Raw genomic sequence first — 12189 nt, 5'->3', positions numbered from 1 at the left:
TCGTAAACGCACCTTTGCGTGGCGTCCATAGGCATTTGGCCTGTCTGCGCCGGTCATACCATCACATCCAAAGGGCACTGTCTTCAGGGCAGAGGCCTCACCGAGACGAATGGCGCACCACCGCCGCTGGGAGAGACGCGATGTTCAGCAAGCAAGACCAAATCCAGGGTTATGACGATGCACTGCTGGCGGCGATGAATGCCGAGGAGCAACGTCAGGAAGATCACATCGAGCTGATCGCGTCGGAGAACTACACCAGCAAACGCGTCATGGAAGCGCAAGGCAGCGGCCTGACCAACAAATACGCCGAAGGCTACCCGGGCAAGCGCTACTACGGCGGTTGCGAGCACGTAGACAAGGTCGAAGCGCTGGCCATTGACCGCGCCAAGAAGCTGTTCGGTGCCGACTACGCCAACGTCCAGCCGCACTCTGGCAGCCAGGCCAACGCGGCGGTGTTCCTCGCCCTGTTGCAGGCCGGTGACACCGTGCTCGGCATGAGTCTGGCCCACGGCGGTCACCTGACCCACGGTGCCAAAGTCAGCTTCTCCGGCAAGCTCTATAACGCTGTGCAGTACGGCATCGACACCACCACCGGCCTGATCGATTACGACGAAGTCGAGCGTCTGGCGGTCGAGCACAAACCGAAAATGATCATCGCCGGGTTCTCGGCCTACTCGAAAACCCTGGATTTCCCACGCTTCCGTCAGATCGCGGACAAAGTCGGCGCCTATCTGTTCGTCGACATGGCTCACGTTGCCGGTCTGGTCGCTGCGGGCCTGTACCCGAACCCCCTGCCGTATGCCGACGTGGTCACCACCACGACCCACAAAACCCTGCGCGGTCCGCGTGGTGGCTTGATCCTGGCCAAAGCCAACGAAGAACTTGAAAAGAAATTTAACGCAGCCGTGTTCCCTGGTGGTCAGGGCGGCCCGCTGATGCACGTGATTGCCGCTAAAGCGGTGTGCTTCAAAGAAGCGGCCGAGCCTGGCTTCAAGGTTTATCAGCAGCAAGTAATCGACAACGCCCAGGCCATGGCGAGCGTATTTATCAAACGCGGCTACGATGTAGTGTCCGGCGGCACCGACAACCACCTGTTCCTGGTCAGCCTGATTCGTCAGGGCCTCACCGGTAAAGAAGCTGACGCTGCATTGGGTCGCGCTCACATCACCGTGAACAAGAACGCCGTACCGAACGATCCACAGTCGCCGTTCGTCACTTCGGGCCTGCGTATCGGCACCCCGGCGGTCACCACTCGCGGCTTCAAGGTCACTCAGTGCGTCGAACTGGCCGGCTGGATCTGCGACATCCTCGACAACCTCGGTGATGCCGACGTCGAGGCCGATGTGGCGAAGAATGTGGCGGCCCTGTGCGCGGACTTCCCGGTTTACCGCTGAGAGCAGTTTTGGAGTAAATGACTATGCAACGCTACTCGGGCTTCGGCCTCCTCAAGCACTCCCTCAGCCACCATGAAAACTGGCAGAAGATGTGGCGCACGCCGACCCCGAAAAAGGTCTATGACGTGGTCATCGTCGGCGGTGGCGGGCATGGTCTTGCGACCGCCTACTACCTGGCCAAAGAACACGGCATCACCAACGTCGCCGTGGTCGAAAAAGGCTGGCTGGGCGGCGGTAACACCGCGCGCAACACCACGATCGTTCGTTCCAACTACCTGTGGGACGAGTCGGCGCACCTCTACGAACACGCGATGAAACTGTGGGAAGGCCTGTCCCAGGACCTGAACTACAACGTGATGTTCTCCCAGCGTGGCGTCTACAACCTGTGTCACACGCTGCAGGACATCCGTGATTCCGAGCGTCGGGTCAGCGCCAACCGCCTCAACGGCGTTGACGGCGAACTGCTCAATGCCAAGCAGGTTGCGGACGAGATTCCGTACCTGGATTGCTCGAAAAACACCCGTTACCCAATCATCGGCGCCACCGTACAGCGTCGCGGCGGCGTGGCCCGTCACGATGCCGTGGCCTGGGGCTTTGCCCGTGCTGCCGACGCCTTGGGCGTGGACCTGATTCAACAGACCGAAGTGATCGGTTTCCGCAAGGAAAACGGCGTATGCATCGGTGTGGAAACCAACAAGGGCTTCATCGGCGCCAAACGCGTCGGCGTGGTGACTGCCGGTAACTCCGGACACATGGCCAAGCTCGCCGGTTTCCGTCTGCCGATCGAATCCCATCCGCTGCAAGCGTTGGTGTCCGAGCCGATCAAACCGATTATCGACAGCGTGATCATGTCCAACGCCGTACACGGTTACATCAGCCAGTCCGACAAGGGCGACCTGGTGATCGGCGCCGGTATCGACGGCTACAACGGCTACGGTCAGCGTGGTTCGTACCCGGTGATCGAGCACACCATTCAGGCCATCGTCGAGATGTTCCCGGTGTTGTCGCGCGTACGCATGAACCGTCAGTGGGGCGGCATCGTCGATACCACCCCGGACGCTTGCCCGATCATCTCGAAAACCCCGGTTCCGAACATGTTCTTCAACTGCGGTTGGGGCACTGGTGGCTTCAAGGCGACACCTGGCTCGGGCAACGTGTTTGCCGCAAGCCTGGCCAAGGGTGAAATGCACCCGTTGGCTGCTCCATTCTCCATCGACCGTTTCCACAACGGTGCGTTGATCGATGAACACGGCGCTGCAGCTGTCGCCCACTAACAGGAGAAATCCCTATGTTGCACATCTTCTGTCCTCACTGCGGCGAACTGCGCTCCGAAGAGGAATTCCATGCATCCGGCCAGGCGCACATCCCGCGCCCACTGGACCCGAATACCTGCACCGACGAGGAGTGGGGCGACTACATGTTCTTCCGTGACAACCCACGCGGGTTGCACCACGAACTGTGGGATCACGTCGCCGGTTGCCGTCAGTACTTCAACGCCACCCGTGACACCGTGACCTACGAAATTCTCGAAACCTACAAGATCGGCGCCAAGCCGCAATTCACTGGCAAGACAGAAACGGCGAAAGTCGCCACTGGTCTGGGGGAGAAGGTATGAGCCAGATCAATCGCCTGTCCAACGGCGGACGGATCGACCGCACCAAAGTCTTGAGCTTCACCTTCAACGGCCAGAGCTACAAAGGCTTTGAAGGCGACACCCTGGCCGCAGCCTTGCTGGCCAACGGTGTGGACATCATTGGTCGCAGTTTCAAATACTCCCGGCCGCGCGGCATCTTCGCCGCCGGTGCCGAAGAGCCGAACGCGGTGCTGCAGATCGGCGCCACCGAAGCCACGCAAATCCCTAACGTGCGCGCTACTCAACAAGCGCTGTACCAGGGCCTGGTTGCCACCAGCACCAACGGTTGGCCGAGCGTCAACAACGACATGATGGGGATTCTCGGCAAGGTCGGCGGCAAGCTGATGCCGCCGGGCTTCTACTACAAAACCTTCATGTACCCGCAATCGTTCTGGATGACCTACGAGAAGTACATTCGTAAGGCCGCAGGTCTTGGTCGTTCGCCGACCGAAAACGATCCAGACACCTACGACTACATGAACCAGCACTGCGACGTGCTGATTGTCGGCGGTGGCCCTGCTGGCTTGGCGGCTGCTTTGGCGGCTGCGCGCAGCGGCGCCCGGGTGATTCTGGCGGACGAGCAGGAAGAGTTCGGCGGCAGCCTGCTCGACTCTCGCGAAAGCCTCGACGGTAAACCGGCCGCCGAATGGATTGCCAGCGTTATTGCTGAGCTTAAATCCCTGCCGGACGTGCTGCTGTTGCCCCGCGCCACAGTCAACGGCTACCACGACCATAACTTCCTGACCATTCACGAACGCCTCACTGATCACCTCGGTGACCGTGCACCGATTGGTCAAGTCCGTCAGCGTATCCACCGGGTTCGCGCCAAACGCGTGGTGCTGGCCACCGGCGCTCACGAGCGTCCACTGGTTTACGGCAACAACGACGTGCCGGGCAACATGCTGGCCGGCGCAGTCTCGACATACGTGCGTCGCTACGGCGTAGCACCGGGCAAAAAACTCGTGCTTTCCACCAACAACGACCACGCCTACCGTGTGGCGCTGGACTGGCTCGATGCCAGCCTGCAAGTGGTGGCCATCGCCGATGCACGGAGCAATCCTCGCGGCGCGCTGGTAGAAGAAGCTCGGGCCAAAGGCATCCGTATTCTGACCGGCAGCGCAGTGGTTGAAGCCCGTGGCAGCAAACACGTGACCGCGGCTCGCGTCGCGGCCATCGATGTTAAAGCTCACACCGTGACCAGCCCTGGCGAATGGCTGGAATGCGACCTGGTGGCCAGTTCCGGCGGTTACAGCCCGGTGGTTCACCTGGCTTCGCACCTGGGCGGCAAGCCGATCTGGCGTGAAGACATCCTAGGTTTCGTACCGGGCGAAGCACCGCAAAAACGCGTGTGCGTCGGCGGTGTGAATGGCGTGTACAGCCTCGGCGACACGCTGGCCGATGGTTTTGAAGGTGGCGTGCGCGCGGCCAGCGAAGCCGGATTCAAAGCGGTCGAAGGCGTGTTGCCAAAAGCCCTGAGCCGTCTGGAAGAGCCAACGCTGGCGCTGTTCCAGGTGCCCCACGAAAAAGCCACCGCACGGGCGCCGAAGCAATTCGTCGACCTGCAGAACGACGTCACCGCCGCCGCCATCGAACTGGCAACCCGCGAAGGTTTCGAGTCGGTCGAACACGTCAAACGCTACACCGCACTGGGCTTCGGTACAGACCAGGGCAAACTCGGCAACGTCAACGGTCTGGCCATCGCGGCGCGTTCACTGAACGTAACCATCCCGCAAATGGGCACCACCATGTTCCGTCCGAACTACACGCCGGTGACCTTCGGCGCAGTAGCCGGTCGTCACTGTGGCCATATCTTCGAGCCGGTGCGTTATACCGCCTTGCAAGCCTGGCACGTGAAGAACGGCGCCGAGTTCGAAGACGTCGGCCAATGGAAGCGTCCATGGTACTTCCCGAAGAACGGTGAAGACCTGCACACCGCTGTCAAACGCGAATGCAAAGCCGTGCGCGACAGCGTTGGTCTGCTCGACGCTTCGACCCTGGGCAAGATTGATATTCAAGGCCCGGATGCGCGTGAGTTCCTCAACCGCATCTACACCAACGCCTGGACCAAGCTCGATGTGGGCAAGGCGCGTTATGGCCTGATGTGCAAAGAAGACGGCATGGTGTTCGACGACGGCGTAACCGCCTGTATCGCCGACAACCACTTCCTGATGACCACCACCACCGGCGGCGCTGCACGCGTGCTGCAATGGCTGGAAATCTACCAACAGACCGAATGGCCAGACCTCAAGGTGTACTTCACCTCGGTCACTGACCACTGGGCGACCATGACCCTGTCCGGGCCGAACAGCCGCAAGCTGCTCAGCGAAGTCACCGACATCGACCTGGACAAGGACGGCTTCCCGTTCATGACCTGGAAAGAAGGTTTGGTCGGCGGTGTACCGGCACGGGTGTTCCGTATCTCGTTCACCGGTGAGTTGTCCTACGAGGTCAACGTGCAGGCCGACTACGCCATGGGCGTACTGGAAAAAATCGTCGAGGCCGGCAAAAAGTACAACCTGACCCCGTACGGCACTGAAACCATGCACGTGCTGCGGGCCGAGAAGGGATTCATCATCGTCGGTCAAGACACCGACAGCTCGATGACCCCGGACGACCTGAACATGGGCTGGTGTGTTGGCCGAACCAAACCGTTCTCCTGGATCGGCTGGCGCGGCATGAACCGTGAAGACTGCGTGCGTGATCAACGCAAGCAACTGGTCGGCCTCAAGCCAATCGATCCGACCAAATGGCTGCCTGAGGGTGCGCAACTGGTGTTCAACACCAAGCAAGCGATCCCGATGAGCATGGTCGGTCACGTGACCTCCAGCTATACCTGCGGTTCGTTGGGCTACTCGTTTGCTCTGGGTGTAGTCAAAGGCGGCCTCAAGCGTCTGGGCGAGCGAGTCTTCGCACCGCTGGCCGACGGCAGCGTGATCGAAGCGGAAATCGTTTCTTCGGTGTTCTTCGATCCGAAAGGTGAGCAGCAGAACGTTTGACCGCTACGCGGTCATCGCGAGCAAGCTCGCTCCTACAGGTACAGCGCAATCCATGTAGGAGCGAGCTTGCTCGCGAAACGATGGAACAGGTTTCACCTTTTGGCGGTTAACCGCGAAATAGAATTCAAGACAGGTGCTTTATGACCGCAGCCAATGTTTACCAACAACGCCCAACCACCGGGGCAAAGGCCGAGTCGCCGCTGCATCACGCAGACCTCGCCAGCCTGGTGGGCAAGGGCCGCAAAAACGCCGGTGTCACCGTGCGTGACAAGAAACTCCTCGGCCATCTGACCATTCGTGGCGACGGCCATGATCCAGCGTTCGCCGCTGGCGTGCACAAAGCCCTGGGCCTGGAACTGCCGGTGGCCCTGACCGTCGTCGCCAAGGGCGAAACCAGCCTGCAATGGATGGGGCCGGACGAATGGCTGCTGATCGTGCCGACTGGCGAAGAATTCGCTGCCGAGAAAAAACTGCGTGAAGCGCTGGGTGGTCTGCACATCTCCATCGTCAACGTCAGCGGCGGCCAACAGCTTCTCGAACTGAGCGGCCCGAAAGTTCGCGAAGTGCTGATGAAATCCACCAGCTACGACGTTCACCCCAACAACTTCCCGGTAGGCAAAGCCGTTGGCACTGTGTTCGCCAAGTCGCAACTGGTGATCCGCCACACCGCCGAAGACACCTGGGAACTGGTGATTCGTCGCAGCTTCTCCGATTACTGGTGGCTGTGGTTGCAGGATGCGGCTGCCGAATACGGGCTTAGCGTTCAGGCTTAAGAGCAGGGCGAGTTGATCTTGTTATCAAGGGTCGGCTCAAGATCGACCCCTCACCCCAGCCCTCTCCCCACAGGGGAGAGGGGGAAAGGGAGCAGATCTCCAGCGTTTTCAACTCCTGAGTTCGACCGAATCTCGCAGGTCGCAGTAATACCCGAGAACAACTCGTTCAGCTCCCTCGCCCCTCTGGGGAGAGGGTTGGGGTGAGGGGTCGATCTCACTGACACCCTAAACAACGAACAGGAGTCACCGCACTATGAGCCGCGCCCCAGACACATGGATTTTGACTGCCGATTGCCCAAGCGTATTGGGCACGGTGGATGCGGTGACCCGTTTTCTGTTCGAACAGGGTTGCTACGTCACCGAGCACCACTCCTTCGATGATCGGCTTTCGGGCCGCTTCTTCATCCGTGTGGAGTTCCGTCAGCCCGACGACTTCGACGAACAGGCGTTCCGCGCAGGTCTTGCCGAGCGGACCGATGCGTTCGGCATGATCTTCGAACTGACACCGCCGCACCACCGGCCAAAAGTGGTGATCATGGTCTCCAAGGCCGATCACTGCCTCAACGACTTGCTCTACCGCCAACGCATCGGCCAGCTGTCCATGGACGTGGTCGCGGTGGTCTCCAACCACCCGGACCTCAAACCCTTGGCGGATTGGCACGAGATTCCCTACTACCACTTCCCGCTAGACCCGAACGACAAGCCATCGCAAGAGCGTCAGGTCTGGCAGGTCATCGAAGAATCCGGCGCCGAACTGGTGGTCCTTGCCCGCTACATGCAAGTGCTGTCGCCGGAGCTGTGTCGCAAACTCGATGGCAAGGCGATCAACATCCATCACTCCCTGTTGCCCGGTTTCAAAGGCGCCAAGCCCTATCACCAGGCCTACAACAAGGGCGTGAAACTGGTGGGTGCCACCGCGCACTACATCAACAACGACCTGGACGAAGGCCCGATCATCGCCCAGGGCGTGGAAGCAGTGGATCACAGCCACTACCCCGAAGATTTGATCGCCAAAGGGCGTGACATCGAAGGCCAGACATTGGCGCGGGCGGTTGGGTATCACATTGAGCGAAGGGTATTCCTCAACGCGAACCGTACCGTCGTTCTTTAGATTTTGGGGCTGCTGCGCAGCCCATCGCGAGCAAGCTTGCTCCTACAGGTACAGCGCCAATCCATGTAGGAGCCGAGCTTGCTCGCGATGAGGCCCTCCCAAACAACACAAAACACACAGGCAATAAACCCGAGCAATCAACGCGCTGCCGCTCCATGGCAACGCGACCGCTACATAAAAACAACAGCGAGGTGAAAGCATGTCTGGTAATCGTGGTGTCGTGTATCTCGGCAATGGCAAGGTCGAAGTACAGAGAATCGACTATCCAAAATTGCAGGACCCGCGCGGCAGGAAGATCGAACACGGTGTCATCCTGCGTGTGGTGTCTACCAATATCTGTGGTTCCGACCAGCACATGGTGCGCGGCCGCACTACTGCCCAGACCGGTCTGGTCCTGGGCCACGAGATCACCGGTGAAGTGATCGAGAAGGGCCGCGATGTCGAGAACCTGCAGATCGGCGACCTGGTATCGGTGCCGTTCAACGTTGCATGCGGCCGTTGCCGTTCGTGCAAAGAACAGCACACAGGCGTCTGTCTGAGCGTTAACCCTGGACGTCCGGGCGGTGCCTATGGCTATGTCGACATGGGTGACTGGACCGGTGGCCAGGCCGAATACGCGATGGTGCCGTATGCCGACTTCAACCTGCTGAAACTCCCTGATCGCGACAAGGCCATGGAAAAAATCCGCGACCTGACCTGCCTCTCCGACATCCTGCCGACCGGCTACCACGGTGCCGTGACCGCCGGCGTTGGCCCAGGCAGCACCGTATACATCGCTGGCGCCGGCCCGGTCGGTCTGGCCGCTGCCGCTTCCGCTCGCCTGCTGGGCGCAGCGGTGGTGATCATTGGTGACGTCAACACTGTCCGCCTGGCCCACGCCAAGGCTCAGGGTTTCGAAATCGCCGACCTGTCCCTGGACACCCCGCTGCACGAGCAGATCGCTGCGCTGTTGGGCGAGCCGGAAGTGGATTGCGCCGTCGATGCCGTAGGCTTCGAAGCCCGTGGTCACGGCCATGACGGCGTGAAACACGAGGCTCCGGCCACCGTGCTCAACTCGCTGATGGGCGTGGTCCGCGTAGCCGGCAAAATCGGCATCCCTGGCCTCTACGTCACCGAAGATCCGGGTGCAGTCGACGCCGCCGCGAAAATGGGCAGCCTGAGCATTCGCTTCGGTCTGGGCTGGGCCAAATCCCACAGCTTCCACACCGGCCAGACCCCGGTCATGAAGTACAACCGCCAATTGATGCAGGCGATCATGTGGGACCGCATCAAAATCGCCGACATCGTGGGTGTTGAAGTTATCAGCCTTGATGACGCGCCACGTGGTTACGGCGAGTTCGATGCGGGTGTGCCGAAGAAGTTTGTGATTGATCCGCATAAGTTGTTTAGTGCGGCGTAATATTGTTTGCGGCACTAGAAAGGGCGACTTGATGTCGCCCTTTTTATCGGGCCTGCAACGTTAAATTATGTTGGTGCTGTTCATGTCTAATTGTTGAATATTGTTTTTGGCGATAAGTGTGTGTCTGATTTCTCAGTCGCACATCTCGTGTAAAGCCTAGTTTAATCGGGAAGATATACTGCACGACGTCTTCCGTTGACTGGTGCTGGCATCCGAGCCTCAGCTGCCCGGACCCGATCGACATTAGTTTTTAATATGAACTTCGTCAGCATGCCCTTATTTTCCTGATAGGCGTTGAGCATACCAATCGCGGGCGCTGGGAGGACGCCATTGATGCTGCCCTGTGCTGCGGATTGAACTCTCTCTAGAGAAAGTCGCGTCTGCCCTGGAGTTAAGAGGCTTGAAGGTGACTTGGCCATTGAGTATGTAATTTGCTTCATCGTTTGAGATGTTGAGGCAAACGAGACTATGTCGGATCCTGGTAAGTGCCCTACGATGTTTTCTAGAATATGCGGCGCTCCCTGGATTTTCCCAAACGCTCCCAATGCTGTGGCAGGTCGTGCATGAGCTACCGGCATAGTATTCGCCGGTGCGTCGGTGATCGTAGCAGGGGCTATATTCGTTGTGTTTGTGGTGGTTACAACTTCTTTGGATCGGGTTAGCGCTCTTTGGAGTCGTGGTGTTCTGAGCCCCAGAATGTTTAATAGGCCTTTGAAAAAATTAGGGAAGTGCCCGGTTGGGTCACTTCTATTAACCGGATCCCCCACGCAATACGCATACGCATTCAACCCACCCTTCCCAAACGGGCTCCAACTGTCCGGGCTGTTGAACCGCATCAACACTGGGTTGAACGCTCGATAACCATTACCCAGCAGATAGTACCTGGTCACCGGGTCCGGGCGCTCGCCATTGAAACCAAGCAGGCTGAGCAAGCCGTTTTCCGGGGTGCGGTGGCCATAAGGCGTATAGGCGAGGGGATGCGGCCGCGCCACATCGAGTGCGTGCAATACCGAGCGTTGTTGATCAGTGGCGAGCAAGGTTGTTTCCACGGTGCCGCCCTGGCGCTGTTGTTGCGCCAGCAGTTGATCCTCCTGCTGAAAAATCGAGCGTTGCACCGAGCCCTGAGTCTCGGTGGCCAAACGGTTTCTCAGGTAGAAGCGCTGGGTGCTGGCCTGCGCCGATGGTGTGCAAGTGGCCAGACGATCCAGCGGATCGTAGTGGTAGCGGCAGAGCAGGGTTTCGTGGTTCGTCGACATGGGGTGAACTCCCTGAAAGGTCCATCGATTCAGGTTATTACTCTCCCTGAATTGGCCTGTGCTGCCTACTAGCAGAACTGCTAGTGGCGGGGACGCTGAGAAGTCGAAGGCACGCTAGTCACTAACCTCTATCTCATGGGTGATCAATTAAATGGCAGTGATTGAGGGTCAAGGCCTAATTTTCGTATGTATTTAACGGCTGGAGTGAGATCTTCAAAACGTGGGCGGTAATGCCCCGATCTGTTATAAATAACTATCTCACCCATGCTGCCAGTCATTAAAGTACCAGCGCTTATTACTTTTTTGCTGTCAAGAACTTCTGCTATTGACGGGTGAGAAATGTACGTTGACGTTCCTTTATCTCCAGAAATGGCTGTTGCCATTTGCCATTTGCCATTTGCCCTTTATCATTTAGAATGAATTTTTGCTCAGCGCCTATACGGCCGGACATGAGATCAGACGCTTCATAAATAATTTTTCTTGGCTCATCCCCCTTCGCCAAGTAGCTCGTATTTAATTGATTTATTTCGGCTTCAAGATAATTGGATTGAGTATTCGCTAACTCCTTTGCTCCACTCTGGGTGGTCGGAGCAGCCTTAGTGCTGTTGAGGTTAATATTATATTTAGGTTTTGCCCGTGCTGATGTTGAACGACCCGCTTTGGGTATTAACTGCCGAAGCCAACGGAAGAATGAAAAGTGCCCCGTTGGATCCTGTCGGTTAATAGGATCTCCCACACAGTACGCATATGCATTCAACCCACCCTTCCCAAACGGGCTCCAACTGTCCGGGCTGTTGAACCGCATCAACACCGGGTTGAACGCCCGATACCCATTGCCCAACACATAATGCCCGGTCACCGGATCCGGGCGCTCGCCGTTGAAACCGAGCAGGCTAAGCAAACCGTTTTCCGGGGCTCGGTGGCCGTAAGGTGAGTAGGCGAGGGGATGAGTCCGCGTCGCGTCGAGTGCGTACAATACTGAGCGTTGTTGATCGGTGGCGAGCAAGGTGGTTTCGACGGTGCCGCCCTGGCGCTGTTGTTGGGCCAGCAGTTGATCGTCTTGCTGAAAGATCGAGCGCTGTACCGAGCCCTGAATCTCGGTGGCCAGACGGGTTTTCAGGTAGAAGCGCTGGGTGCTGGCCTGCGCCGATGGCGTGCAGTCGGTGAGGCGATCCAGTGGGTCGTAGTGGTAGCGGCAGAGCAGGGTTTCGCGGGGCGTCGGCATGGGGTGGGCTCCCTGAAAGGTCCGTCAATTCAGGTCCTCACTCTCAGGCATTTGGCCAGCGCTGCCTACTAGCAGAACTGCTAGGGGCTGGCAGGCGGATGTGATGCGGAGTGTCACGGGCTGCATTCCCACGCAGAGCGTGGGACCGATCAATATTTCCTATTTTCAATGGTCTGAGAACATAATTAAAAAAGGCAGTCGGGATTATCATTCTCAAAAAGGAGCTTCGGCCGATCTGGGTCGAATTAAATGGTCGTTTTTATTCGGGTTCCTAAGGAGACGCTGCAAAAATAGCCAACCGTCCCCACCCTTGGCACACTGAGTACCTTCAACCAACCACCCTCTCCGTGAGCGTTACGCGCGTGCAGAAGACCTTCTCCGAACTCGAATACACCGGCAAGA

Annotated in this window: 9 protein-coding genes; 7 read left to right on the top strand and 2 right to left on the bottom strand. The window is 58.4% G+C overall.

The window, feature by feature from the left end; translation table 11 throughout:
* Window positions 1-140 precede the first annotated feature (140 nt).
* From glyA to fdhA, 7 genes are all read left to right on the top strand, one after another.
* Entirely contained in the window at window positions 141-1394 is a 1254-nt protein-coding gene (glyA, locus tag ACZYSM_RS03605; protein ID WP_489068940.1) for a serine hydroxymethyltransferase, read from the top strand.
* A 23-nt stretch (window positions 1395-1417) separates the two neighbouring features.
* On the top strand, window positions 1418-2668 hold the full coding sequence (locus ACZYSM_RS03600) for a sarcosine oxidase subunit beta (protein WP_489069522.1): 1251 nt from the start codon (window positions 1418-1420) through the stop codon (window positions 2666-2668).
* A gap of 14 nt (window positions 2669-2682) precedes the next feature.
* The gene (locus tag ACZYSM_RS03595; RefSeq protein ID WP_489068938.1) at window positions 2683-3009 is read left to right on the top strand and encodes a sarcosine oxidase subunit delta; all 327 of its coding nucleotides are present in this window, start codon (window positions 2683-2685) and stop codon (window positions 3007-3009) included.
* Window positions 3006-6023 carry a sarcosine oxidase subunit alpha gene (locus ACZYSM_RS03590; RefSeq protein ID WP_489068937.1) on the top strand — a complete coding sequence of 1006 codons (3018 nt, stop codon included), beginning with the start codon at window positions 3006-3008 and terminating at the stop codon, window positions 6021-6023. The genes ACZYSM_RS03595 and ACZYSM_RS03590 overlap by 4 nt, the downstream gene beginning before the upstream one ends.
* A gap of 140 nt (window positions 6024-6163) precedes the next feature.
* Window positions 6164-6796 carry a sarcosine oxidase subunit gamma gene (locus tag ACZYSM_RS03585; protein WP_489068935.1) on the top strand — a complete coding sequence of 211 codons (633 nt, stop codon included), beginning with the start codon at window positions 6164-6166 and terminating at the stop codon, window positions 6794-6796.
* Between the two features lie 253 nt (window positions 6797-7049).
* Window positions 7050-7907: a formyltetrahydrofolate deformylase gene (purU, locus tag ACZYSM_RS03580; RefSeq protein ID WP_489068933.1), complete on the top strand. Its 858-nt coding sequence runs from the start codon at window positions 7050-7052 to the stop codon at window positions 7905-7907.
* 199 nt (window positions 7908-8106) lie between these two features.
* Window positions 8107-9306, top strand: a complete 1200-nt coding sequence (gene fdhA, locus ACZYSM_RS03575) for a formaldehyde dehydrogenase, glutathione-independent (protein WP_489068931.1) — start codon at window positions 8107-8109, stop codon at window positions 9304-9306.
* A 161-nt stretch (window positions 9307-9467) separates the two neighbouring features.
* Here fdhA and ACZYSM_RS03570 read toward each other — a convergent pair whose 3' ends face one another.
* Both ACZYSM_RS03570 and ACZYSM_RS03565 read right to left on the bottom strand, forming a co-directional pair.
* Window positions 9468-10562 carry an RHS repeat-associated core domain-containing protein gene (locus tag ACZYSM_RS03570; RefSeq protein ID WP_489068928.1) on the bottom strand — a complete coding sequence of 365 codons (1095 nt, stop codon included), beginning with the start codon at window positions 10560-10562 and terminating at the stop codon, window positions 9468-9470.
* Between the two features lie 322 nt (window positions 10563-10884).
* On the bottom strand, window positions 10885-11787 hold the full coding sequence (locus ACZYSM_RS03565; protein WP_489068926.1) for an RHS repeat-associated core domain-containing protein: 903 nt from the start codon (window positions 11785-11787) through the stop codon (window positions 10885-10887).
* Window positions 11788-12189: the final 402 nt, after the last annotated feature.

The sequence above is a fragment of the Pseudomonas sp. F220 genome, from assembly GCF_057813935.1.
This window is presented reverse-complemented; position numbering and strand designations above follow the sequence as displayed.

Bases quoted from the DNA above. Each gene is read 5' to 3' on its own strand.
- fdhA (WP_489068931.1), top strand. From the start codon at position 8,107: ATGTCTGGTAATCGTGGTGTCGTGTATCTCGGCAATGGCAAGGTCGAA.
- glyA (WP_489068940.1), top strand. From the start codon at position 141: ATGTTCAGCAAGCAAGACCAAATCCAGGGTTATGACGATGCACTGCTG.
- ACZYSM_RS03570 (WP_489068928.1), bottom strand. From the start codon at position 10,562: ATGTCGACGAACCACGAAACCCTGCTCTGCCGCTACCACTACGATCCG.
- ACZYSM_RS03565 (WP_489068926.1), bottom strand. From the start codon at position 11,787: ATGCCGACGCCCCGCGAAACCCTGCTCTGCCGCTACCACTACGACCCA.
- ACZYSM_RS03600 (WP_489069522.1), top strand. From the start codon at position 1,418: ATGCAACGCTACTCGGGCTTCGGCCTCCTCAAGCACTCCCTCAGCCAC.
- ACZYSM_RS03585 (WP_489068935.1), top strand. From the start codon at position 6,164: ATGACCGCAGCCAATGTTTACCAACAACGCCCAACCACCGGGGCAAAG.
- purU (WP_489068933.1), top strand. From the start codon at position 7,050: ATGAGCCGCGCCCCAGACACATGGATTTTGACTGCCGATTGCCCAAGC.
- ACZYSM_RS03590 (WP_489068937.1), top strand. From the start codon at position 3,006: ATGAGCCAGATCAATCGCCTGTCCAACGGCGGACGGATCGACCGCACC.
- ACZYSM_RS03595 (WP_489068938.1), top strand. From the start codon at position 2,683: ATGTTGCACATCTTCTGTCCTCACTGCGGCGAACTGCGCTCCGAAGAG.